Raw genomic sequence first — 23,871 nt, 5'->3', positions numbered from 1 at the left:
GGTCCGAACGGACCGGCCCCCGCGGTGCGTTGTGCCGGGCGAAGCTCCGAAAGCGGCGCTATGGTCGCTGGGTGGACCAGCAGAATCCTCAGCCCGCGGGCGCCGAGAACCTCGTGTGTTCCCGCTGCGGAACGGTCGCCGAAGGCGCGCCGCCCACCTGGACCTGTTCCGTGGAGAACGGCGTCCGCCGCTACTTCTGCGACCCTTGCGCCCGCGAGAACATCAGAGCCATCGAGGGACGACTCGACTCACCCTGGTGGTGAGGTCGAGCTCGTGGTGAGGGCGAGCCGGCGGTGAGGGCGAGCCGGCGGTGAGGGCGAGCCGGCGGTGAGGGCGAGCCGGCGGTGAGGGCGAACTACCGCCTCAGGCACCGGCCGCCGGATCGTCCGCCTCCTGCTCCTCCTCCACGAAGCCCGGCAGCCACTCCTCGAGCTCGTCCCGCATCCGCACCGTCGCCCCGAGCTGACAGAGCACCCCGATCGTGCTCAACGTCACACGGTGAATCAGCAGATACGACGGCGGGAGGTTCAGCCGCTTGCCCAACTGATGGGCGGGGGAGCGGGGGTCGGCCACCCGCGCCGCCTGGCCGCGCATCCAGCCGCGGGTGAAGGTGAACTCCTCCACCAGCATCGGTTCGATGATCGGCAGCAGATAGTCGAGGACCGCGTCCGGTTCGAGTTCGACGGACTCCTGGACGAAGTCCTCCTCGCGCAGCATCGCGTAGACCGCGTCGGCCTCGCCGTCGAGCGTCATCCGCAGGGAGCGGCCGATGGTCGGGGGCAGGCCGCCGGGCAACCGGTCCACCGTGCCGAAGTCGAGGACCCCGAGCCGCCAGCCGCCCTTCTCGTCGGGCAGCAGACGGAAGTTGCCCGGGTGCGGATCGGCGTGCAGCAGCCCGGTGCGCGCCGGACCCGAGAAGAGGAAACGGGCCAGGAGCTGTCCCGCCCGGTCCCGCTGCTCCTGCGTACCGTCCGCTATCACGTCCGACAGGGGCACCCCGTCGATCCACTCGGTCACCAGGACCTGCTCGCTCTGGTGCACCACATCGGGCACGACGACATCCGGATCGTCCGCGAACTCCTCGGCGTGCGCGTGCTGCGCCTGGGCCTCCAGGCTGTAGTCGAGCTCCTCCGAGACACGGTCGCGCAGCTCCGCGATGAGCGGCTTGAGGTCCATCCCCGGAATCAGCGGCCCAAGGAGCCGGGCGAACCGGCTGAGCTGATTCAGGTCGGAGAGCAGTGCCTCACCCGCACCCGGATACTGCACCTTGACCGCGACCTCGCGCCCGTCCTCCCACACCGCCCGGTGGACCTGGCCGATCGACGCGGCGGCGGCCGGCTTGTCCTCGAACTCCAGGAACAGCTCGCGCCAGTCATCGCCGAGCCGCTCCGCGAGGACGGCGTGCACGGTGCGCGTCGGCATCGGCGGCGCCGCTTCCTGCAGCTTCGTCAGCGCGGCGCGATAGGGTCCCGCGACCTCCTCCGGCAGCGCCGACTCGAAGACCGACAGGGCCTGGCCGAACTTCATGGCCCCGCCCTTGAGCTCGCCGAGCACTTTGAACAGCTGCTCCGCCGTGCGCTGCTGCAGCTCACGGCCGACGATCTCCGCCGATTTACCCCCGATCCGCTTGCCGAGGCCCCAGGTCGCCCGCCCGGCAAAGCCGAGTGGCAGCGCGGCCAGCTTGGCGGTACGGGTTACCGCCTTCCGGGGAAGATCAGACATGCGCCCCTCCAAATCCCAGACAGCCACGCCTTGTCAGGCGGTTACCCGGCCATTGTGTCGTGCGGCTCTTTGTCCCCGGCGGGGTGTTCCCCCTTATCCACCACACCCGCCCCGCATGGGCACGCGAGATGCGGTGACACCGGCCGTGCACGCCAGTCGTAGCCGGGCACGGACGCCTCCCAGCGAACTCCCGCACTCGCCGGTGCCGCCCCGTCCAGAAAGGCCAGGGCATGCGCCGCGGTGAGGCCGGCGACGGTGGTCGACAGAGCCAGATCGCACGCGGTGACATGGCGTGCGCGGCCCGAACGCCACTGTGCCAGCATGCGCGGCCAGGTGGAGTCCCGGTCCGCACACTCCAGCGCCAGACAGCCCGCGCAGGCTGTCGTCCCCGGCAGGACGAGCGGCCCCACCACTCCGGTTCCCTCGATCACGCCCGCATAAAGATGAGGCGTTCCCGACGAGACGAGTGGCTCTGCGGCGAGCGGATCGGGGGCATGGGCGTCGAGCCCGTCACGCGGGGCGATGATCACGAGGGAGAGGCCCGGCTCTCCTTCTCCCGGTGCCCCCGCTCCCTTCCGGCCCCGACGGGGCGATCGGTCCGGAGCTGATTGCCGCACGACCCGCCGCGCCGCCACGTCCCTGCGATCGCCGACCGCGTCGGCGGGCAGACCGCCCGGCGCCACATCCCAGGGTTCGACGACTCCTCCCTCCACCACATCGACCTGCCCCACGCCCGCCCCGGACAGGACCGAGGCCACCACCGCACCCACCCGGCCCGCGCCCCGGACCTGGACCCGCATCGCGTGGCGCGCGGCCAGTTTCCTCATTCCGTCGCCCGGATCGGGAGTCACGACCGAGAGAGAGGCCAGATCCGGACGGAGCCGGTCCATGGCCTGGCCCCGCTTGCGCAGGGTGTCGGCCGCAGCGCCGCCTCCCGTCGCGTCGTCGAGCAGCCCGGCCCTGGACAGCCGCCGCACGAGCTTGTCCACATGATCACCGGGCAGGCCCATCCGTCTGCCCTCGTCGCGAAGCAGCGGCAGCCCGCGTGTCCCGTCGAGGAGCTGGAGAAAGCTGCCCGTGGCCGTGTCCACAGGACCGAGCACCAGGGCGTGCGCGGGCGCCACGCCGAACTGGATGGTGTTCAGATCGCGCCAGCCGCGCCGCAACGCCGGTTTCAAGATCGGATGCATGGTCGCCCCCCGTGGTCATCCGGCGCTGTCGGTCCCCGTCCGCATCGCCCGTCGTCAGCCAGAATGCCCGCCCCGGCGGACACGTGCGGCGCGTTGTCCACAGGCAGGGGGTGTTCGTCGTACTAATCGATCGGACGGGGAGCGATACCCCGCCGAACCGTTCCGGAGGCGGGACTTCCCCCATGCCCAACGGGTAACGTCGAGGCGTGCCCGCCGACCCACTGCACCGTGCCGGAAACCCACAGCGCAGCATGACCAGCCCGCCGTCACCCGGCTCTGGGGCGAGCGCGGTCGAGGTCAGACGGAGCGCCCGCCGCCGCCGAACGGTCTCCGCGTACCGAGAGGGCGATCGCACCGTCGTGCTCATCCCCGCCCGCATGTCCGAGGCCGAGGAACAACGCTGGGTCAACGTCATGCTCGACAAGCTCGCGGCCCAGGAGAGCAAGCGGGTCCTGGGCGACGCGGAGCTCGTCGAGCGCGCAGAGCGTCTCTCCGAGCAGTACTTCGACGGTCGGGCCAGACCCGCGTCGGTTCGCTGGGTCACGAATCAGAACACCCGATGGGGCTCGTGCACCCCGGCGGAGGGCAGCATCCGCCTTTCGCACCGGCTGCAGGGCATGCCCGAGTACGTCGTCGACTACGTCCTCGTCCACGAGCTCGCGCATCTCCTCGTGCCCGGGCACGGACCCAACTTCTGGCAACTCCTCGAGGCCTACCCCCGGACGGAGCGGGCTCGTGGGTACCTCGAAGGTGTGGTCGCGGCCGACCGGCTGCCCCACCAGCCCGCTGGCCGCGACGAGTGAACTTCCGCAGGTCTTCGGGGTTTCGTACCGGGTCTGTACCGGCTTGCTTCGCTGTCGGACTTAGCGGTTAGCCTGGCGCGACGCATTTACATTCGGGATGGGGGACGGTCGTTACGTATGGCCAGGGAATTCCAACGCGGCCACAAGGCCAAGATCAGTGACCTCACCGCGGGCACCGATCTGTATGTAGGCGTGCAGATCTCCGCCCCCGGACTGAGCTTCGACATCAGTTGCTTCGGCCTGGACGCGGACGAGCGGCTCTCGGACGACAGTTACTTCATCTTCTTCAACCAGCCGAAGTCACCCGAGGAGTCGATCCAACTCCTCGGCGCGCAGGCCGGCGACACGGAGTCCTTCCGGGTCACCCTTGACCGGATTCCGTCGCAGATCAAGAAGCTGTCGTTCACCGCGACGATCGACGGCGCCGGGCAGATGTCGCAGGTCGCCCCCGGCTACATCCGGATCGTCGCGGGCGGCGAGGAAGTGGCCCGCTACTCCTTCAACGGTGCGGAGTTCTCCACGGAACGTGCCGTGATGCTGGGCGACTTCTATCTGAAGGACGTCTGGCGGTTCGCCGCGATCGGCCAGGGCTTCGACGGCGGTCTCGACGCGCTCCTGAAGAACTTCGGCGGCGAGGTCGCCGAGGAGGAGCCCGAGCCGCAGGCACCGCAGGCCACCGGTGCGCCGTCCTTCGCGCCGCCCGGCCAGGCCGCCGCGCCGCCCGCGTTCGGCGCCCCGGCGGCACCCGCCCAGACCCCGGCACAGGCTCCGGCACCGGCTCCCACGCCCGCTCCGGCCCCTGCCCCCGCCCCTGCTCCGGCCCAGAACTTCGACCCGTCGATGCACGCCGCGCAGACCATCGTCGCGCCGATGAACCAGCCGAACCAGCAGCAGGGCGGCACGGTTCCGCCCCCGCCGGCCCCCGCGCCGTACGGCCAGCCCGGTCAGCAGCCGCCGCAGCAGCCGCAGTTCGGCCAGGTCCCCGGCCAGTCGGCGCCCCCGCCGCCCGGTTACGGCCAGCAGCCCAGCGCTCCGATGCCTCCCGGGTACGGCCAGCAGCCCCCCGGCCAGTTCCCCGGTCAGCCCGCCGCCCCGTCCCCGTACGGAGGCGGCGTCCCCCAGGGTTCCGCGCAGGCCGGCGGTGTGACCGCGGCTCTCGCGGCGTACCGCGAGGCTCCCACCGGGCAGCGCTGGACACAGCAGAACGAGAAGCTGATCCGCGTCGACCTCGGCGTCAGCGAGCAGGCCGTGCTCGCCCGGCAGGGCAGCATGGTGCTCTACCAGGGCAAGGTCGAGTTCAGCTACAAGGGCGCGGGCTTCGCGGGCCGCGTCGTGGGCAACTCCACCGGCCAGGAGATGCAGCTGATGCGCTGCTCCGGCCGGGGCCAGGTCTTCCTCGCCGAGGAAGCCACGCATCTGCACCCCATCGAGCTCCAGGGGGACGCGATCTGTGTCTCCGCGGAGAACGTCCTCGCCTTCGACGAGACCCTCCAGCACGAGGTGCGCAGGATCGAGGGCCACGGGATCCCCGGTGGCGCGCTGTTCGTGATGCAGTTCCAGGGCACCGGCACGGTCATCGTCAAGACGCACGGCGTGCCCGTCGTCCTGCCCGTCACGCCGACGACGTTCGCCGACTGCCACGCCGTGGTCGCCTGGTCGGCGGCGGCTCAGGCGATCGTCTCCAGCCAGGTCCGGGTGCGCAGCAACGCGTACGCGGGCTCCACGGGGGAGAGCGTGAACCTGCAGTTCCGGGGCGCGCCCGGCAACTTCATCATCGTCCAGCCGTTCGAGGTCTGAGGGAGCCCGTCATGAATCAGCAACTCGCGGGCTTTGCCGCGGCGCCTGTCGCTGCCCGTATGGAGAACCATGGCCACCACATGCTCAAGGTGGCGATGCAGACCGGAAACGACCTCCTCGCGCGCGTGGGCTCGATGGTCGCCTACGAAGGGTTCGTGCAGTACGAGCCCAATCCGCCCGCCGTGCGTCAGATCGCGAAGGAGTGGATGACCGGCGAGGGCGCACCTCTGATGAAGTGCTCCGGAGACGGCCTGCTCTATCTCGCCGACTACGGAGCCGACGTCGTCGTCGTCAACCTGGCGGGCGACTCGCTCTCGGTGAACGGCACGAACCTGCTGGCCTTCGACACGAGCCTCCAGTGGGGCGTCGAACGGGTCAAGGGCCTGGCGAAGTTCGCCGGTCAGGGCCTGTGGAACATCAAGATCTCCGGCCAGGGCTGGGTGGCGCTGACCTCCCGCGGCACTCCGGTCGTCGTCGACTGCGGCCGCGGCGAGGACGAGACGTACGTCGACCCGGACGCCCTGATCGCCTGGTCCCCGAACCTCAAGGTGAAGGGCAAGCGCAGCTTCAAGGCCGGTTCGCTCATCGGGCGCGGCAGCGGCGAGGCCTACCAGATGGGCTTCTCCGGGGAGGGCATCGTCGTCGTACAGCCCAGCGAGGACAGCACCGACCGTCTCCGAGCCCGGGGCTGAGGGGGAGCAACACACCATGCAGAGCCCACTTTTCGCGCACTCCGAGCAGCAGACTCAGGAGCGCTACACCGTCCAGAACCCGCAGCTCCTTCGGGTCGCCCTCGCGGGCCACGACGACATCCTGGCCCGCAAGGGCGCCATGGTCGCCTACCAGGGTCTGATGGAGTTCGACGCCGAGTACCAGAGCCAGGGCAACCAGCGGGCCCGCGCGCACACCGGCGAGGGTCTCGACCTGATGCGCTGCCACGGTCAGGGCACGGTCTATCTCGCCAACCTCGCCCAGTACATCCACGTAGTGGATGTGGACCAGGACGGTCTGACCGTGGACAGCAGCTATGTCCTCGCGCTCGACTCGTCGCTGACTCACCAGGTCATCGCCGTGGACAGCCAGTACGGCATCTCCGGCTCCGGCAAGTACCAGCTCAACATCACGGGACGCGGCAAGGTCGCCCTGATGACCTCGGGCCAGCCGCTGATGCTGCAGGTCACGCCGGACCAGTACGTGAACGCCGACGCCGACGCGATCGTCGCCTGGTCCAACGGACTGCGGGTGCAGATGCAGGCCCAGACGCACTCATCGGGCGTGTGGCGGCGCCGCGGCAACACCGGTGAGGGCTGGGAGCTCAGCTTCATGGGCCAGGGATACGCCCTCGTCCAGCCGAGCGAGATGCTGCCGCCGCAGAACGCCGTCATCGGACAGGGCGCCAGGGCTCAGTACGGCATGGGCCAGCAGGGGGCTCGCGGGCAGAACCAGGGCAACGTCTGGAGCTGAACCCTCTCCGGGCGGGACCGAACCAGAAGGAGCGTGGGGAACCGCGGGCCGGCTTGTGGCTGGTCGCGCAGTTCCCCGCGCCCCTTATGGGGCTCGTTCTAAAGCCGCGCCCTTGTCGCTTCCGTCAGGCGTACGACCGACTTGTCCGCGACCCCCGCCACCTCGTCGTACGTGAACCAGCGCAGGTCCAGTGACTCGTCGCTGATCGCCTCGATCGCCCCGGAGGGGGCGAGAGCGGCGTACTGCACGTCGAGGTGTTGCGTGCACGGCCCCGGGATCGGATGCCGGTCAAGCCGCACCGGGCCGCCCGGCAGGAGCGTGAGGCCGGGGATGCCGGACTCCTCCGTCGCCTCACGCAGCGCGGCCGCGGCCAGCGTCGGGTCACCCGGCTCGCAGTGGCCACCCATCTGAAGCCACATCTGCAGCTTCTTGTGCAGGGTGAGCAGCACGCGCCCGCGTGACGGGTCGATCACCAACGCGCTGGCCGTCACATGGCCGTCCCCGCAGGACTTCCACATGCCGTCCTCGGGGTGGGCGGCGAGATGGTCCAGGTAGTACTGGCGCAGCTCTTCCTGGTCCTCGTAGCCCTTCAGTACGAGGACCGCGTCGTCGTGAAGGCTCACTTCTCGCTGTCGCCCTTGCCGTCGCTGTCGTCCTCGGTGTCCTTCTTGAGGTCCGGCTTGGCGGAGCCGTCCGCCGCCTCGCCGAGCATCTTGTCCAGCTCGGAGAAGTCCAGCTGCTCGTGGTGCACGAAGCCGTCCGGGTCGTCCAGGTCCGAGGCCGTCGGCAGCATGTCCGGGTGCGCCCACAGGCCGTCGCGTCCGTCCACGCCGCGTGCGTCCGTGAGCGAGGCCCACAGGCGCGAGGCATCCCGCAGGCGGCGCGGGCGCAGCTCCAGGCCGATGAGCGTGGCGAAGGTCTGCTCCGCGGGACCGCCCGTCGCACGGCGCCGGCGCAGCGTTTCGCGAAGGGCGTCGGCGGACGACAGGCGGGGCTTGGCCGCCGCGTGGACCACTGCGTCCACCCAGCCCTCGACGAGCGCGAGAGCCGTCTCCAGGCGCGCCAGGGCGGCCTTCTGCTCGGGAGTGTCCTCCGGCTGGAACATGCCCTGCTGGAGTGCTTCCTGAAGCTGCTCGGGGTTCTGCGGGTCGAGCTGGCCGACCACGTCCTCCAGCTTGGCCGTGTCGACCTTGATGCCGCGGGCGTAGCCCTCGACGGCGCCGAAGAGGTGCGAGCGCAGCCACGGCACGTGGGCGAAGAGCCGCTGGTGGGCGGCCTCGCGCAGCGCCAGGTAGAGCCTGACCTCCTCCTGGGCGATGCCCAGGTCCTTGCCGAAGGCCTCGACGTTCACCGGAAGCAGGGCGGCCTTGCCGGCCGGGCCGAGCGGCAGGCCGATGTCGGTGGAGCCGACGACCTCGCCCGCGAGCACGCCCACGGCCTGGCCGATCTGCTGGCCGAACATGGCGCCGCCCATGGAGCGCATCATCCCGATCAGCGGGCCCGCCATGGCCTGCATCTCTTCGGGCAGCACGTCACCCATGGCGAGGCCGACGCGCTCGGCGACCGGGTCGACCAGCTCCTTCCACACCGGAAGGGTCGCCTCGACCCACTCGGCGCGGCTCCAGGCCACGGCCACGCCCGAGCCGGACGGCAGCGACGTCGCGTCGTCGAGCCACAGGTCGGCGAGGCGGACGGCCTCCTCGACCGCGCCGCGCTCCGTGGGACCGACGCTGGAGTCCTTGGTGCCGTCGGGCGTCCCCTGGGAGACGGTCTGGCGGGCGATGTCCTTGGCCATGTCCCAGTTCACCGGGCCACCCTCGTACGAGAGCATCTGGCCGAGCTGCTGGAACGCGGCGCCCAGGTCGTTCGGATTCATCGAACCGAACATCGCGGCGAACGGATTGTCACCGCCCTGGCCGCCTGGACCGCCCGCGCCGGGCAGGCCTCCGAAGCCGAACGGGTTCCCAGGGCCGCCACCGGCACCCTGTCCCCCTCCGGGGCTGTCCTTCTTCTTGCCCTCGTCGCCGTTCTCCGGCTCCTCCGGCGGAAGGCCGAATCCGAATGGGGTGTCACTCACGGGATTCCTCGGCTCGTCAGGCCGCCGGTACTGTTCCGGCGGCGGCTGCCTTACAACACCACCCAGCGTAGACACCGTGACGGGATCGGGCCTCAGTGCTTCGCCGACTCATGGCCTGCGGCAGGATGGATGCCACCTGGTACGTACGCGTCATTCGCGTATCTACTGAAGACAACCGCTGGAGACGCCTGGTGAGTTCCCCAGATCCACAGGTTCGCGCAGCGCGAAACCTTTCTACACCGGCTCCTGTCCGAGGGCCCGTGGTCGCCGTCACCGGCGCCGCGTCCGGCGTGGGCGCTCTGCTGACCGAGCGCCTTGCGGCGTCCGAAGAGATCAAGCAGGTCGTCGCCATCGACGAGCGGCGGGGCGAGTGCGCCCAGGCCCAGTGGCACATCCTGGACGTCAGGGATCCGGCCATCGCCGAGAAGCTGCGGGGCGCGGACGTCGTGGTCCACCTCGCGCTCGATCTCGACCTGGAGACCGACGCCGCCGCCCGTACGGCGTACAACGTGCGGGGCACGCAGACCGTCCTGACGGCCGCGGCGGCGGCCGGTGTCCACCGTGTCGTGCTCTGCACGTCGGCGATGGTCTACGGAGCGCTGTCCGACAACGAACTGCCCCTCTCCGAAGACTCCGAATTGCGCGCCACCGCGGAGGCGACCGGCGTCGGTGACCTCCTCGAGGTCGAGCGGCTCGCCCGGCGCGCGCCCCGCGCCCACCCCGGACTGAACGTCACCGTGGTGCGGCCCGCGGTCCTGGTGGGCGGCACCGACACCGCTCTCACGCGGTACTTCGAGTCGCCCCGGCTGCTCGTGGTGGCGGGCTCGCGCCCGGCCTGGCAGTTCTGCCATGTCGAGGATCTGTGCAGCGCTCTGGAGTACGCCGTCCTGGAGAAGGTCGACGGGGAGCTGGCTGTCGGCTGCGACGGATGGCTGGAGCAGGAAGAGGTCGAGGAGCTCAGCGAGATCCGCCGTATGGAGCTGCCCTCCACGGTGGCCCTCGGCGCGGCGGCCCGGCTGCACCGGATCGGTCTCACTCCGTCCCCCGCCGGTGACCTCGCGTACACGATGTACCCGTGGGTGGTCAGCGTCAGCAGGCTGCACGACGCCGGATGGCGGCCGCAGTGGACCAACGAGGAGGTCCTCGCGGAGCTGCTCGAAGAGGTCGCGGGGCGCCGGACCGTGGCGGGACGCAGGCTCGGGCGCAAGGACGCGACGGCCGCGGGCGCCGCCGGTGCGACGGTCGCGCTGCTTGGCGCGGCTGCGGTGGTGCGGCGCGCGCGGAAGGCGCGGCGCCGGATCTGAGGCTCACCGCGGGCCTGTAGGGAGCTCCACCGCGGGTCTGTAGGGAGCTCCAACGCGGCACGCGCGCGTGCCGGGTGAAAGCGCTATTCCGTGATGTCCGTGCCGTGCGGCACCATGGCCGCATGGCACGCACCACGAACGACCACCCCGGCGAGCAGGCCGCTCAGGACCCCATCCGGCTGCTCGCGATCCGTGACACACCGCTCTCCCTGGACGAGGTGTTCCGGGCTGTCGGCGACGATGCCGCGGGCGGCACGGCGCTCTTCGTGGGGACGGTGCGCAATCACGACGGCGGTGCGGACGTCGACGCGCTCGGCTATTCGACCCACCCGACGGCCGAGGCCGAGATGCGCCGGGTGGCCGAGAAGGTCGTCGCCGAATACCCGGTCCGCGCCCTGGCCGCCGTCCACCGCGTCGGCGACCTGGCGGTGGGTGACCTCGCGGTCGTCGTGGCCGTCTCCTGCCCGCACCGCGGGGAGGCCTTCGCCGCCTGCCGCAAGCTGATCGACGACCTCAAGCACGAGGTGCCGATCTGGAAGCACCAGCGCTTCTCCGACGGCCAGGAGGAGTGGGTCGGCGCCTGCTGAGCGCCGACGCGGCCGGGGCCGGCTTGTGCACGGTCTGGGTGGCCCTACACGGTCGGCGGACGGAGTCCGACGCGGTCGGTCGAAGCCTGGGAGGCCCGCCAGGGCCGAGCAGTGCGAGAGCGGCCATCAGGAATTGGGTCGGCCAGGAGGAGTGGGTCGGCGCCTGCTGACTCCTTGGGCCAGGGTGTGCTGACCTCTTCCCCTCCCCGTCGGGCCAGTTGGACCAAGAGCTTCCGGTTGCGTAACCCGACCCCTGCCGTGAGCGTTGACACAGCGGATGGTTAATCTGCTGATCAGTCAGTTGCGGTCGCATATGGGGTCGGGAGGTCGACATGGCATCACTTGCCTGGTTGCTGATTCCGCTTGCGGCAGCTGTCGGTGCGGGTCTTTGGGGTGGCTGGGCGGCGCGCAACCGCAGGTCGGGCAAGACCGGGGACCACAACGAGCTCCACGGCTACGCGGCCTTCCGCGAGGCGATGGACAAGTCCCGCTCCGGTACGTGAGGCCCGGGGCCCGATGGTCCCCGACAGGCCCGCAGGCCCCGTACGGACTGGCCCCAGCGGTGCACTGACAGGCAGGTCCCGTACTGTCGTTCCATGCCACGCCGCACCGCGACGATGCTCGCCTCCACCCTGATGCTGATCGCGCTGCTCTGCGCCGGAGTCCTCATCAAAGTGCCGTACTCGGTGATGTCCCCGGGCCCCACGGTGAACACTCTCGGCGACCACGGCGGCGAGCCGGTGCTGCAGATCGGCGACCGCAAGACCTATCGGACGACCGGTCACCTCAACATGACGACGGTCAGGGTCACCAGCGCCGACTACAACATGAACATCGCGGAGGCTGTGTACGGCTGGCTGGCCCACGACAACATCGTGGTGCCGCACGAAACCCTCTACCCGGACGGCAAGACCGAGCAGCAGTCGAGCCAGGAGAACGCCGAGGAGTTCAGCCAGTCCCAGGAGAGCGCCAAGGTCGCCGCGCTGCGGAATCTGAAGATCCCGGTGAAGTCGCAGGTCATCGCCTCCACCGTCTCCAAGGACAGCCCCGCCGAGGGCAAGCTGCACGCGGGCGATGTCATCAAGAAGGTCGACGGCACGCCCGTGAAGGAGATGACGGACGTCTCCAAGCTGGTCACCAAGCACAAGCCCGGCCAGGAAGTCGTCTTCAGCATCGTCCCCGTCAAGGAGGCCGCTGCCGCCGAAAAGGCGAACAAGGAGCCGACCCGGACGGAAGACGTCAAGATCGCGACGAAGAAGGCGGATGACGACGGCCGCGCGATCGTCGGCATCGAGGCGGGTACCGATCACACGTTCCCGTTCACCATCGACATCAAGCTCGCCGACGTCGGCGGCCCCAGCGCCGGACTGATGTTCGCGCTCGGCATCGTGGACAAGCTGACGCCGAACGACCTCACCGGCGGGCACTTCGTGGCAGGCACCGGCACCATCGAGGACAACGGCAAGGTCGGCCCGATCGGCGGTATCGGGATGAAGACGGTCGGCGCGCGCGAAAAGGGCGCCGAGTACTTCCTGACGCCGAAGGAAAACTGCGCCACTGCCGCCAAGGACGTCCCGGACGGGCTCACGCTCGTCAAGGTGGACACCATCGACGACGCGGTCGCCGCCCTCAAGGACATCCGCAGGGGCGACACCGCGGACCTGCCGCAGTGCACGGTGAAGAAGTAGCGGACGAAAGTACGCGGGTGGGGGCATCCCCCACCCGCGTACGAGAACGCGTACGAGAACAGCGCGGTGTCAGTCGGCGAACGTGGCCGCCAGCGCCTCCGCGAGCCCCGGAACCAGGTCGGACCCGGTGAGGACCTCGGTCGGCGAGTCCTTCTCGCGCAGCCGCAGGGCCGAGTCACGCGCGCCGTCACGGAGCACCGCGACCGTCATGCGGACCTCCTGGCGGTCCGGATGCTCGGCCACCCACTTCGCGAGCTGAGCCTCGCTGAGCCCTTCGGGTACGGACGTCTCCGCCGACGGCGGAAGCATCAGGCGCTCCACCGTGAGGGCGCAGCCCGCCACGGCGTCCGGCCAGGCGATGGTGCCGAGGAACTCGTCCAGCGGCTTGCCCGCCGGAATCTCCTCCTGCTCGATGGGGGTGAGGGCGGTCTCCTCGGGGGAGTTGTCGAGGCCGAGCTGGGTGGCAAGGCCGGGTTCCTGGGTGCGCAGTCGCGCCGTGTCTACGAGCGCGAAGAGGCGTGCGGGCTGGTCCCAGCCGAGGCCGGACGCGTACTCATCGATCTCGAGCACGGCACGGGTGAGGGGGCTCGCTGCCATGGGAGTGTTGGACATGGTCACAATCCTGCCTCGTTAGTCCCGCAAAACGGGAACTGAGTAAAGCGTGAGTAAGTTGCATAGGTGTGGGTCCACGATCAAAGGGACCTGACGGATCAACAGAATCAACATCGAACTTCGAGGTGCGCACCTTGGCTTTCCAGATGCCGGACCGCGGCGGAGGCCCGACGGGGCCACGGATCAGAGTGGGCCGACCGTCCCGTCGTGTCCGGACCCTGCTCATGACACTGGGCATCCTGGCTGTACTCGCCATGGTGTTCGTCATGTTCGCGGGGTTCTGGACGGACTGGCTCTGGTACCGCTCGGTCAACTATTCGTCGGTCTTCACGACGACACTGTGGACCAAGATCGGCCTGTTCTTCGTCTTCGGCCTCCTGATGGCGGCCGCGGTCGGACTCAACATCTGGCTGGCGCACCGGCTGCGCCCGCCGCTGAGCGCCATGTCGATGGAGCAGCAGAGCCTCGACCGGTACCGCATGAGCATCGCGCCGTACAAGAAGTGGCTGCTGCTCGGCATCGCCACGCTCGTCGGCCTGATCGCGGGCGCGTCGGCAGCGGGCCAGTGGCGCACATGGCTGCTGTGGGTGAACGGCGTCCCCTTCGGCCAGAAGGACCCGCAGTTCCACCTGGACGTGTCGTTCTTCGCGTTCGACCTTCCCTGGTACCGCTTCATGCTCGGCTTCGGCTTCGCGGCCACGGTGCTCTCCCTGATCGCCGCCGCCCTCACCCACTACCTGTACGGCGGGCTGCGGATCACCAGCCCCGGCGCGCGGGCCACGGCGGCGTCGACGGGGCACCTGTCGGTGCTGCTCGGCGTCTTCGTGACGCTCAAGGCCGTGGCGTACTGGCTCGACCGGTACGGCCTCGCCGTGAAGTCCAGTGACTTCAAGGCGACGGGCGACTGGACGGGCCTTCGCTACGTGGACGCGAACGCGTACCTGCCGGCGAAGACCATCCTGTTCTGCATCGCCGTCATCTGCGCCCTGCTCTTCTTCGGGACGCTGTGGCGGCGCACCTGGCAGCTGCCGGTCATCGGCTTCGGCCTGATGGTCCTCTCCGCCATCCTCATCGGCGGTCTGTACCCGGCCATCGTGCAGAAGTTCCAGGTCTCGCCGAACGAGCAGGCCAAGGAAGCGCCGTACATCCAGAAGAACATCAAGGCGACGCGCGACGCGTACGGCATCAGCGGCGTGAAGCCCGAGGACTACAAGGGCGCGGGCAAGGCCGACGAGGACCCCAAGAAGAAGCGCGAAGACGCGGACGCGGCAGCCAACTACCGGCTGAACGACCCGAACATCGTCTCGCCGACGTTCCAGCAGCTGGAGCAGGAGCGCGAGTACTACCGCTTCCCGAAGACCCTGGACGTGGACCGTTACAACGGCCAGGACACCATCGTCGGTCTGCGTGAGCTCAGCCTCGACAAGCTCGACAAGCGCAACTGGATCAACGACCACTTCGCCTACACCCACGGCTATGGAATGGTCACCGCCAAGGGCACGGAGACCAAGAAGGGCTCCAAGGGCGCCCCGGACTTCACGGAGTCCGGCCTGCCCACATCCGGCAGCCTCGGCGAGTACGAGCAGCGGGTCTACTACGGCGAGAAGACGAACCAGTACTCGATCGTGGGCGGGCCCCAGAAGGAGCTCGACTACGAAGAGGACGGCGGCGGTCAGAAGACCTACAGCTACAAGGGCAACAGCGGGGTCAACCTCTCCAACCCGATCAACCGCGCCGCGTACGCCGTGTCCTTCGGCGAACCGCAGATGCTGTACTCGGGCGCGATCGGCGAAGGGTCGCGGATCCTCTACAACCGCACCCCCAAGGAGCGCGTCGAGTCGGTGGCTCCCTGGCTGACCATCGACGGCGACACGTATCCGACGGTGGTCAACGGCAGGATCCAGTGGGTCGTCGACGCCTACACGACCAGCAACGGCTATCCGTACGCGTCGCGGACCACGCTCGGCGACACGACGGCCGACTCGCTGTCCGAGGCCGACGACCAGCGCGCTGTGGTGGCCCAGCAGAACCAGGTCAACTACATCCGCAACTCGGTGAAGGCGACCGTCGACGCGTACACCGGCGAGGTCGAGCTCTACACCTGGGACGACAAGGACCCGGTCCTCAAGACCTGGAAGAAGGCGTTCCCGGACACCGTCAAGGACAAGGGTGAGATCCCCAAGGCTCTGATGGACCACCTGCGCTATCCCCAGGACATGTTCAAGGTGCAGCGCGAGCTCCTGACGCTCTACCACGTCACGGACCCCGGCCAGTTCTACAACGCGAGTGACGCGTGGCAGGTGCCGAACGACCCCACGAAGAAGGACAACAGCGCGGTCCCGCCGTACTACTTGTCCATGAAGACGCCGGGTGCGACGCAGCAGCAGTTCTCACTGACGACGACGTTCACCCCGAGCGGGCGGCCCAACCTACGGGCCTTCATGACGGTGGACGCCGATGCCAGAAGCAAGAACTTCGGCACGATGAAACTGCTGAGAGTCACGGGCGACGTGGACGGCCCGGAACAGGTCCAGAACAAGCTGAACTCGATGACGCAGGTCGGTAACTTCGTCCGGGACATGAAGGGCGCCGACTCCGACGTCCTGTACGGAAATCTGCTGACCGTGCCACTGGACGACGGGTTCCTCTACGTCGAGCCCGTGTACGTACAAGGGCGTAAGTCGGCGTATCCGCTCCTGAAGAAGGTGGCGGTGTCGTACGGCACGGAGACCGCGTTCGCGGACTCCCTGAGCGACGGCCTCAACGAGGTCTTCGGTGCCGACGGGGGGACCACCAAGCCACCGGCCGACGGCACGGACGAACCGGCTGATCCGCCCAAGTCGAGCGACCCGACGGTGCAGGCTGCCCTGGACGACGCCCAGACGGCGTTCGAGGACGGGCAGCAGGCCCTGAAGGACGGCGACTGGGAGGCGTACGGCAAGGCGCAGGACGAGCTCCAGAAGTCGCTGCAGCGAGCCGAGGACGCCCAGGCCAAGGCGGACGACAAGGACGGCAAGGGCGACAAGGCGAGCGACGGCAAGGGCGACAAGAAGGGCGGCTGACCAGCTGCGAAACACCACCTCCGCGCCGTGGTACTGTTTGAACACAACGGCGCGGGGTGGAGCAGCTCGGTAGCTCGCTGGGCTCATAACCCAGAGGTCGCAGGTTCAAATCCTGTCCCCGCTACTAAAGGTGAAGGCCCGGATCCTTATCGGATCCGGGCCTTCGTCGTGTGTGCGTGAGGCCGTGGCGGCGTGCGCTGGTCTGTGCGAACCCTGCTCCGCCCGGGGGGAGTTGGGAAATCTGTGTTTGACTTATCTCTCTGTGGGCAAGTCGACAAAACGCTGTAGTGACCTCACTGGCTGCGGTATATCAGGTATACCCAGGTTGCAGGTGGTGCGACGATGGACGTTATGGGGGACAAGGCAACTCTGTTGGAGACAGGGCGGTTTGTGCAGCCGGCCGACCGGGAGGATCCCGGGGCTGCCGCAGAGGAAATGAGCCATCGGCTGGCCGCCGAGGCCGGAGACGTCGACGCCATGAGCGTCCTGGGAAGCCTTCTGCTGCGCCGTGGTGATCTCGACGGGGCCGAATCCATGCTGCGCGCGGCGACCGCCGAGGGCGACCGCGCCGCGGCCAACAACCTCGGAGTCCTCCTCCACCAGCGTGGGTACGGCGACGAGGCGGCCGGATGGTGGCGGGTCGCCGCCGTCGCCGGTTCCGCCGCGGCCGCGCACTCGCTCGGGCGCCACCACCGCGAGCGCGGCGACGAGCCCGCCGCGGAGTACTGGCTGCGGCAGTCCGCCGAGCAGGGCCACGCCCTGGGTGCGTACGCCCTCGCCGATCTTCTTGAGCACCGCGGTGACGTCGGCGCCGAGCGCTGGATGCGGGCATCGGCCGAGCGCGGTCACCGCGAGGCCGCGTACCGGATCGCCCGCGCCCTGGACCGGCGGGCCACGGCCGAGCGCACGGACACCAAGTCCGCAGCCGACGCGGCCGGGCCCGCCGCCGAGGCCGAGCAGTGGTACCGCCAGGCCGCCGCGCGCGGGCACCGGCGGGCCGCGCTGCACCTCGGCGCGATCCTGGAGCAGCGCGGCGAACTGAAGGAGGCGGGGCGCTGGTACCTCAACTCCGCGAAGGGCGGGGAGGCGCGTGCCGCCTGCGCCCTCGGCTTCCTGCTGCGCGACGCGGGCGACGAGGAGAGCGCCGCCGTCTGGTGGCTGAAAGCCGCCCAGGACGGCGACGGGAACGCCGCCAACGCCCTGGGCGCGCTGCACGCCGAGCGAGGTGAGACCCAGACCGCCGAGCGGTGGTACAGGGCCGCCATGGACGCGGGTGACGTGAACGGCGCGTACAACCTCGGTCTCCTCTGCGCCGAGCAGGGCCGGACCGTGCAGGCCGACCAGTGGTACAGGCGTGCCGCGTACGCCGGCCACCGCGAGGCCGCCAACGCGCTTGCCGTGCTGCTGCTCCAGGGCGGCGACGCGGCGGGCGCCGAGCCGTGGTTCTCCAAGGCCGCCGAGGCGGGCAGCGTGGACGCGGCCTTCAACCTCGGGATTCTGTACGCGTCCCGCGACGACGAGAGCTCCGCCCTGCCCTGGTACGAGCGTGCGGCGGCGGCCGGGCACACCGAGGCCGCGCTCCAGGTCGGCACCGCGCGGCTGCGGGACGGGGACGAGCAGGAGGCCGAGCGGCATCTGCGGTGCGCGGCGGGCGGTGGCAGCGCGGAGGCGGCGTACCGCCTCGGCACCGTCCTCGACGCGCGGCAGCCTCCCGCGGGCCCGCCCGCCCTCGGCGAGCCCGCGGCGGAGAAGACGGAGTGCGAGGAGTGGTACGAGCGTGCTGCCCAGCAGGGGCACCGGCGTGCGCAGGTCCGGGTCGGGATGCTGGCCGCCGGGCGCGGGGATGTCGTCGAGGCGGCGCACTGGTACCGCCTCGCGGCGGACGCGGGCAGCCGCAACGGCGCGTTCAATCTGGGGCTGCTGCTTGCCCGCGAGGGCAGTGAGCCCGAGGCGGCGCTCTGGTGGACTCGGGCCGCGGACGCGGGGCACGGGCGTGCGGCTTTGCGGCTTGCGCTGCTCTACGCTCGGCGCGGGCAGCTGGTCGAGGGGCAGCGGTGGGCTTCGCGTGCCGTGGAGCTTGGGCCTGCCGAGGTTTCCGAGCGGGCGGCTCGCTTGCGCGAAGCGCTTCAGCAGGAGCTGACTGCTTAGCCTCTGCTGGTGCCCCGCCCTGCGACTGCGCTTGTTCTGACTTGCTGTCGCGGGGCGGGTGCTGCCCGGTGGGTGGGCACAGCGGGGGCGTCCAGGGTGGGGTGTGCGCTGCGGAACGCCTGCCCGCAGCAGGGGCGGAACGGGTGCCCACAGCCGGGCCCCGGAACGGATTTGCGCTGGTCGCAGCGTCTGACATACGCTTACAACACAACGGCGCGGGGTGGAGCAGCTCGGTAGCTCGCTGGGCTCATAACCCAGAGGTCGCAGGTTCAAATCCTGTCCCCGCTACTAAAGGCCAGAGGCCGGGAAGCATGAGCTTCCCGGCCTCTGGTGCGTCCGGCGGCAGCTATCGCTTGTGGCCCACCGCCTCCTCGTACAACTTGCGGTTCACCGCCTTGTCCTCGGGGACCTTGTCGCCCTCGGCGACGCCCGCCGTCTCGTACGCCGCCTGGAGCCGGTCCGTGGTCCCGGAGCGGATCTCCCAGTCCATGCGCAGCGACGGAGTCGACCTCAGGACCGCCTCGTCGGTCTTCAGGAGCTTCGCGAGATCGGACACGAAGGCCTTGTCCGCCTTGTAGTCACCGGCGAAGTACGTGTTCACGGTCCTGATGTACGCGCGGAGCAGCGCGACGCCCGCATCCGGGTCCTTCGTCAGGAGGTTGGGGCCGAACAGGAGGCCGCCGAGCGGTTCGCCCTGGGGCTGGCCGCCGAGGAATGCGTACCGCTTGTCTCCGTCGACTTTGCGCCAGACCGGGTCGAGGAGCCAGGCGGAGTCGGTGCCGCCGTTCTGGAGGGCGGTCAGGACGTCGGCCGAACCCAACTGCTGGAACTGGATCTTGTCGAGGCCGCCGCCATGCTTCTTCAAGGTCGTACCCATGGGGTACGAGATGACGGAGCCCTTGCCGATCATGGTGCCGAGTTTGCGGCCCGCCATCGGGACGTGGTCCGCGCTCTCGCCCTTCTTCAGCTTCACCCACAGGCCGCTCTTGGACCGGGGGTCGGGGGAGAAGTTCCCGGCCGCCCACTTGATGGTGAAGCCGCTGGTGATGCCGTTCATGACGGCGGCCTCGGGGGCGGCCCACTGGGCGTCGATGTCCCCCTTGGCGAGGAGGGGGAGGGCGTCGGGGGTCGGGAGCACCTTGAGATGGACGTTCAGGCCCTCCTTCTTGAACTCGCCTTTCTCCACGGCCATTTGGAGCGGCGCGACGTACTCGGCACTCAGCGTGCCGGTCGCGATGGTGATGCTGCGTTCCTCGGGCAGCGGGCGCGGGGCGGGGGCGCCCTTGTCGCAGCGGGCGGGTTCGCGGTCCTCGGCGAGGTCGGACGGGTCCGTCCAACTGCCCTTGCCGCAGCCGGCGACCTCCTTGACGGTGCGGGGCTTCGCGGGCGCGGCCGAGTCCGTGGTGTCGTCCTCCTTCGCGCAGCCCGCGGAGGCGAGCAGCGAGCCCGCCATGAGCAGCGTGGTGAGCGTGGTGATGCGGGTGCGGGTGCGGGTGCGGGCACGCATGGAGCCTCCGAGCGCATTCGTAAGGACGGTCATGACTGGCTTCTGCCTCGGTCGCGCGGGGCCCAGGGAGTGAGCAACCGCCCCGCGATCCGCACCAGTTCGGAGAAGACGACGCCGAGTACGGCGACGCAGACGATGCCGACGAACATCACGTCGTTCTGGAACAGCGCCCGGGAGTCGAAGATCAGATGGCCCAGGCCGTTCGCCGCCGCGATCTGCTCCGACGCGACGATCACCAGGACGGCGACGCCCGCCGCGATCCGCGCGCCGACGAGCACGGCGGGCAGCGAGGCGGGCAGCAGGACGTGCCGGAACATCTGCCACGGTGAGGCGCCGAAGACCTGGCCCGCGTCACGGTGGCCGGAGGGTACAGCGAGCACCGCCGCCATCGTCGAGATCCAGACGAAGAAGAAGACGGTGGCCGCCACGAGCGCGATCTGCGGGCCCTCTCCGAGGCCGAACATGTTCAGGAAGACGGGCAGCAGGGCCAGCTTCGGTACGACGTACAGCGCGTCCAGGAGCGGTTCGAGCGCCGCGCGTACGAGGGAGAGCGAGCCCATGAGGAGGCCGAGCGCGTATCCGGTGACCGTACCGATCGCGTAGCCCGCGAGCACGCGCTTGAGCGTGGCCCAGACGTCGGGCCACAGGTCGCCGTCCGCCGCGCGCTCCCAGCCGTCCTCGAGGATGGTCTGGGGCGCGGGATAGACGCGGTCGTCGATCCACCCCTGGGTGGCGGCCAGTTGCCAGAGGAGGATCAGGGCGAGGGGGACCGCGACGGCGAGGCCGATCTCCAGGGTGCGGCGCCTGCGGTGGGTGCGGGTGGGGTGCAGCTCCTGGGCGCCCGGCCTGCGGACGAGTAGACCGTCCTCGGGGTCGGCCGCTTTGCGCGGGGTGGCCGTCGTCATGCCGGGACCGCCTCGTCCTGCGAGCCCTTGCGGACCACCTCGCCGCGCAGGAGGTCCCACAACTCACCCTTGAGAGCGGTGAATTCGGGAGTCGTGCGTACGTCGCCGGTGCGGGGCCTCGGAAACGGCGGGCGGTGTTCGGCGATGATGCGGCCCGGACGCGCGGACATCACCAGGACGCGGTCGCCGAGCACGATCGCCTCTTCGAGGCTGTGGGTGATGAAGAGGGTGGTGGTGCGGGTGGTCTGGGTGAGGTCGAGGAGTTCGTCCTGGAGGATCGTGCGGAGCTGGGCGTCCAGGGCTGCGAACGGCTCGTCCATCAGGAGGATCTCGGGCTCGACGGCCAGGGCGCGGGCGATGGCCACGCGTTGGCGCATGCCGCCGGAGAGGGTGGCGGGGTAGGCGTCGGCGAAGTCGGCGAGGCCGAGGCGGGTGAGCCAGTCCCTCGCCCGGGTGTCCGCCTCCCGGCGGGGGACTTTCTGGATGTCGAGGCCGAAGCGGACGTTTGCCTGGACGGTCTTCCAGTCGTAGATGCCGTAGTCCTGGAAGATCATCGCGGCGGGTCGCTGCGCGGTTGTGCGGATGGTGAGCTCGCCCCTGCTGGGCCGCAGGAGGCCTGCGGCTATGCGGAGCAGTGTTGATTTTCCGCAGCCGGAGGGGCCGACGATGCAGGTGAATTCGCCCGGGGCCATCTCCAGGTCGACGGGGCCCAGTGCGTCCACGGCCTTGGGGCCGCGGCCGAAGGTTCTTGTTACTGCGTGGGCTTCTAGTTTCGGGTGCGGATCTCCCACGGGGTTCTCCTTGCGGAGGGCAGGTGGATATTTGGCGCCGCCGACGATATGACGCACCGTCAGATTGCGGAAGGGGTGCGCCCTGGCCGGGATTCGCCGCTGCCCACGAACCACGCGAAGCCCCGGCACCTTGCAGGTGCCGGGGCTTCGTGAACGTACGGAATGAAGTGCTACGCCGCCGCGCAGCTAGGGCACGTACCCCTGTAGGTGACGTCCGCGCCCTCGATCGTGAAGCCGAAGCGTTCCGACTCGGGGAGGCTCGTCAGGGGGTTGCCCGTGGGGTGGACGTCGCGGATCGTGCCGCACTGCGCGCACACCAGGTGCTGGTGGGGGCGGTGGGCGTTCGGGTCGTACCGCTTGGCCCTGCGGTCCGTCGAGACCTCGAGGATCTCGCCGAGGGTCACCAGCTCGCCCAGAGTGTTGTAGACGGTCGCCCGGGAGATCTCGGGCAGCTTGTCCACGGCGCGGCAGTGCACCTCGTCCGCGGTCAGGTGTACGTGGTCCCCGTCGAGCACCTCGGCCACGACGCGTCGTTGCGCGGTCATGCGCCAGCCGCGTCCGCGCAGTCGTTCCAACAGGTCGCTCATGAGAACCAGCCTAACAGGTGGGGAGCCTAAGTCCCGACGAGGTGTGACTTTGGATGTTTACTTGACTTAGACAAAGTCCATCGTAGGATCGGGGGCAGGAAACGCCAAGGGACAGGACTTGCAGGTAATGACGCAGGAGGCGCACGTGACGCAGGGACCGCTCACCACGGAGGCCGGCGCGCCGGTCGCCGACAATCAGAACAGCGAGACCGCTGGTGTCGGCGGTCCGGTGCTCGTTCAGGATCAGGCGCTGCTTGAGAAGCTCGCGCACTTCAACCGCGAGCGCATCCCGGAGCGCATCGTCCACGCGCGTGGCGCCGGTGCGTACGGCACCTTCACGCTGACCCGCGACGTCTCGCAGTGGACGCGGGCGAAGTTCCTCTCCGAGGTCGGCAAGCAGACGGAGACCTTCCTCCGGTTCTCCACCGTGGCCGGCAACCTCGGCTCCGCCGACGCCGTGCGCGACCCCCGTGGCTTCGCGCTGAAGTTCTACACGGAGGAGGGGAACTACGACCTGGTCGGGAACAACACCCCCGTCTTCTTCATCAAGGACGCCATCAAGTTCCCCGACTTCATCCACACGCAGAAGCGCGACCCGTACACGGGCTCGCAGGAAGCCGACAACGTGTGGGACTTCTGGGGCCTGAGCCCCGAGTCGACCCACCAGGTCACCTGGCTCTTCGGTGACCGCGGCATCCCGGCGACGCTGCGCCACATGAACGGGTACGGCTCGCACACGTTCCAGTGGAACAACGAGGCCGGCGAGGTCTTCTGGGTCAAGTACCACTTCAAGACCGACCAGGGGATCAAGAACCTCACCACGGACGAGGCGAACCAGATCTCCGGCCTGGACCCGGACTCCCACCAGCGCGACCTGCGCGAGGCCATCGAGCGCGGCGAGTTCCCGTCCTGGACCGTGCAGGTGCAGATCATGCCGGCGGCCGAAGCGGCGAACTACCGCTTCAACCCGTTCGACCTCACCAAGGTGTGGCCGCACGAGGACTACCCGCCGATCGAGATCGGCAAGCTGGAGCTCAACCGCAACCCGGAGAACATCTTCGCCGAGGTCGAGCAGTCCATCTTCTCGCCCGCGCACTTCGTTCCCGGCATCGGCCCGTCCCCGGACAAGATGCTCCAGGGCCGCCTCTTCGCGTACGGCGACGCCCACCGCTACCGCGTCGGCATCAACGCCGACCACCTGCCGGTGAACCGCCCGCACGCCACCGAGGCGCGCACCAACTCCCGTGACGGCGCGCTGTACGACGGCCGCCACAAGGGCACGAAGAACTACGAGCCGAACTCCTTCGGCGGCCCCTTCCAGACGGACCGGCCGCTCTGGGTGACCACCCCCGTCTCCGGCGGCACCGGCAACCACGAAGCCCCCTCGCACGCCGAGGACAACGACTTCGTGCAGGCGGGCAACCTCTACCGCAACATGTCCGAGGACGAGAAGGCGCGTCTGATCGAGAACCTCGCGGGCAACATCGCGGGTGTCTCGCGCGACGACATCGCCGAGCGTGCGATCAACAACTTCCGTCAGGCGGACGGTGACTTCGGCAAGCGCCTCGAGGCCGCGGTCCAGGCCCTTCGCGGCTGAGATCGTTTGTCGTAACTCCCTTCAGGGAGG

Annotated in this window: 21 protein-coding genes and 2 tRNA genes; 14 read left to right on the top strand and 9 right to left on the bottom strand. The window is 69.5% G+C overall.

From position 1 onward, the window contains the following. Positions 1–71: 71 nt before the first annotated feature. On the top strand, positions 72–263 hold the full coding sequence (locus tag ACFQ7F_RS24785) for a hypothetical protein (protein ID WP_383273964.1): 192 nt from the start codon (positions 72–74) through the stop codon (positions 261–263). A gap of 100 nt (positions 264–363) precedes the next feature. Here ACFQ7F_RS24785 and ACFQ7F_RS24780 read toward each other — a convergent pair whose 3' ends face one another. Continuing rightward, positions 364–1,722, bottom strand: a complete 1,359-nt coding sequence (locus ACFQ7F_RS24780; RefSeq protein WP_383273958.1) for an ABC1 kinase family protein — start codon at positions 1,720–1,722, stop codon at positions 364–366. A 41-nt stretch (positions 1,723–1,763) separates the two neighbouring features. Beyond that, the gene (locus ACFQ7F_RS24775; protein ID WP_383273956.1) at positions 1,764–2,912 is read right to left on the bottom strand and encodes a ThiF family adenylyltransferase; all 1,149 of its coding nucleotides are present in this window, start codon (positions 2,910–2,912) and stop codon (positions 1,764–1,766) included. Positions 2,913–3,118: 206 nt separating this feature from the next. Between ACFQ7F_RS24775 and ACFQ7F_RS24770 the strand changes: the two genes are divergently transcribed. The 4 genes from ACFQ7F_RS24770 (at position 3,119) to ACFQ7F_RS24755 (ending at position 6,976) form a co-directional block, all read left to right on the top strand. After that, positions 3,119–3,715: a M48 family metallopeptidase gene (locus ACFQ7F_RS24770; protein WP_383273954.1), complete on the top strand. Its 597-nt coding sequence runs from the start codon at positions 3,119–3,121 to the stop codon at positions 3,713–3,715. 117 nt (positions 3,716–3,832) lie between these two features. Beyond that, positions 3,833–5,512 (top strand): TerD family protein, encoded by a 1,680-nt coding sequence (locus ACFQ7F_RS24765; protein WP_383273952.1) that lies wholly within the window; start codon positions 3,833–3,835, stop codon positions 5,510–5,512. An 11-nt stretch (positions 5,513–5,523) separates the two neighbouring features. After that, positions 5,524–6,204, top strand: a complete 681-nt coding sequence (locus tag ACFQ7F_RS24760) for an AIM24 family protein (protein ID WP_383273950.1) — start codon at positions 5,524–5,526, stop codon at positions 6,202–6,204. Between the two features lie 16 nt (positions 6,205–6,220). Beyond that, positions 6,221–6,976, top strand: a complete 756-nt coding sequence (locus tag ACFQ7F_RS24755) for an AIM24 family protein (protein ID WP_383273948.1) — start codon at positions 6,221–6,223, stop codon at positions 6,974–6,976. A gap of 98 nt (positions 6,977–7,074) precedes the next feature. On the opposite strand, the gene ACFQ7F_RS24750 is transcribed toward ACFQ7F_RS24755, so the two are convergent. Continuing rightward, a complete protein-coding gene (locus tag ACFQ7F_RS24750) occupies positions 7,075–7,599 on the bottom strand; it encodes an NUDIX hydrolase (RefSeq protein ID WP_383273946.1) in 525 nt (174 codons plus the stop codon). Beyond that, the gene (locus tag ACFQ7F_RS24745) at positions 7,596–9,053 is read right to left on the bottom strand and encodes a zinc-dependent metalloprotease (RefSeq protein ID WP_383273944.1); all 1,458 of its coding nucleotides are present in this window, start codon (positions 9,051–9,053) and stop codon (positions 7,596–7,598) included. The genes ACFQ7F_RS24750 and ACFQ7F_RS24745 overlap by 4 nt, the downstream gene beginning before the upstream one ends. Positions 9,054–9,244: 191 nt before the next feature. Between ACFQ7F_RS24745 and ACFQ7F_RS24740 the strand changes: the two genes are divergently transcribed. The 4 genes from ACFQ7F_RS24740 to ACFQ7F_RS24725 all read left to right on the top strand — a co-directional run bounded on the left by ACFQ7F_RS24740 (position 9,245) and on the right by ACFQ7F_RS24725 (position 12,632). Continuing rightward, positions 9,245–10,357, top strand: coding sequence for an NAD-dependent epimerase/dehydratase family protein (locus tag ACFQ7F_RS24740; protein ID WP_361050367.1), 1,113 nt, complete (start codon positions 9,245–9,247; stop codon positions 10,355–10,357). A gap of 122 nt (positions 10,358–10,479) precedes the next feature. Next, positions 10,480–10,944 (top strand): molybdenum cofactor biosynthesis protein MoaE, encoded by a 465-nt coding sequence (locus tag ACFQ7F_RS24735; protein WP_383273942.1) that lies wholly within the window; start codon positions 10,480–10,482, stop codon positions 10,942–10,944. Positions 10,945–11,276: 332 nt separating this feature from the next. Further along, on the top strand, positions 11,277–11,447 hold the full coding sequence (locus ACFQ7F_RS24730) for a hypothetical protein (protein WP_383273940.1): 171 nt from the start codon (positions 11,277–11,279) through the stop codon (positions 11,445–11,447). Positions 11,448–11,540: 93 nt separating this feature from the next. Further along, positions 11,541–12,632 (top strand): PDZ domain-containing protein, encoded by a 1,092-nt coding sequence (locus ACFQ7F_RS24725; protein WP_383273938.1) that lies wholly within the window; start codon positions 11,541–11,543, stop codon positions 12,630–12,632. A gap of 69 nt (positions 12,633–12,701) precedes the next feature. Here ACFQ7F_RS24725 and ACFQ7F_RS24720 read toward each other — a convergent pair whose 3' ends face one another. Further along, a complete protein-coding gene (locus tag ACFQ7F_RS24720) occupies positions 12,702–13,244 on the bottom strand; it encodes a PPA1309 family protein (RefSeq protein ID WP_383273936.1) in 543 nt (180 codons plus the stop codon). 146 nt (positions 13,245–13,390) lie between these two features. Between ACFQ7F_RS24720 and ACFQ7F_RS24715 the strand changes: the two genes are divergently transcribed. From ACFQ7F_RS24715 to ACFQ7F_RS24700, 4 genes are all read left to right on the top strand, one after another. Beyond that, the gene (locus ACFQ7F_RS24715) at positions 13,391–16,306 is read left to right on the top strand and encodes a UPF0182 family protein (protein WP_383273962.1); all 2,916 of its coding nucleotides are present in this window, start codon (positions 13,391–13,393) and stop codon (positions 16,304–16,306) included. Between the two features lie 50 nt (positions 16,307–16,356). After that, positions 16,357–16,430 (top strand) — tRNA-Met (locus tag ACFQ7F_RS24710). Between the two features lie 218 nt (positions 16,431–16,648). Continuing rightward, positions 16,649–18,454: a tetratricopeptide repeat protein gene (locus ACFQ7F_RS24705; protein ID WP_383273934.1), complete on the top strand. Its 1,806-nt coding sequence runs from the start codon at positions 16,649–16,651 to the stop codon at positions 18,452–18,454. A 214-nt stretch (positions 18,455–18,668) separates the two neighbouring features. After that, positions 18,669–18,742, top strand: a tRNA-Met gene (locus tag ACFQ7F_RS24700). 58 nt (positions 18,743–18,800) lie between these two features. Here ACFQ7F_RS24700 and ACFQ7F_RS24695 read toward each other — a convergent pair. From ACFQ7F_RS24695 to ACFQ7F_RS24680, 4 genes are all read right to left on the bottom strand, one after another. Next, positions 18,801–19,907: an ABC transporter substrate-binding protein gene (locus ACFQ7F_RS24695; protein ID WP_383273960.1), complete on the bottom strand. Its 1,107-nt coding sequence runs from the start codon at positions 19,905–19,907 to the stop codon at positions 18,801–18,803. An 83-nt stretch (positions 19,908–19,990) separates the two neighbouring features. After that, entirely contained in the window at positions 19,991–20,866 is an 876-nt protein-coding gene (locus ACFQ7F_RS24690; RefSeq protein WP_383273932.1) for an ABC transporter permease, read from the bottom strand. Next, positions 20,863–21,657, bottom strand: coding sequence for an ABC transporter ATP-binding protein (locus ACFQ7F_RS24685; protein ID WP_383273930.1), 795 nt, complete (start codon positions 21,655–21,657; stop codon positions 20,863–20,865). The genes ACFQ7F_RS24690 and ACFQ7F_RS24685 overlap by 4 nt, the downstream gene beginning before the upstream one ends. A gap of 170 nt (positions 21,658–21,827) precedes the next feature. Continuing rightward, the gene (locus tag ACFQ7F_RS24680) at positions 21,828–22,244 is read right to left on the bottom strand and encodes a Fur family transcriptional regulator (protein ID WP_383273928.1); all 417 of its coding nucleotides are present in this window, start codon (positions 22,242–22,244) and stop codon (positions 21,828–21,830) included. A 127-nt stretch (positions 22,245–22,371) separates the two neighbouring features. Between ACFQ7F_RS24680 and ACFQ7F_RS24675 the strand changes: the two genes are divergently transcribed. Beyond that, the gene (locus ACFQ7F_RS24675) at positions 22,372–23,841 is read left to right on the top strand and encodes a catalase (protein WP_383273926.1); all 1,470 of its coding nucleotides are present in this window, start codon (positions 22,372–22,374) and stop codon (positions 23,839–23,841) included. The last annotated feature ends 30 nt before the right edge of the window (positions 23,842–23,871 follow it).

Origin of the sequence: Streptomyces sp. NPDC056486 (assembly GCF_042795295.1) — a bacterium.
GTDB lineage: Bacteria > Actinomycetota > Actinomycetes > Streptomycetales > Streptomycetaceae > Streptomyces.
Note: the sequence above shows the minus strand (reverse complement) of the source record. Positions and strands in the feature narration are given on the sequence as shown.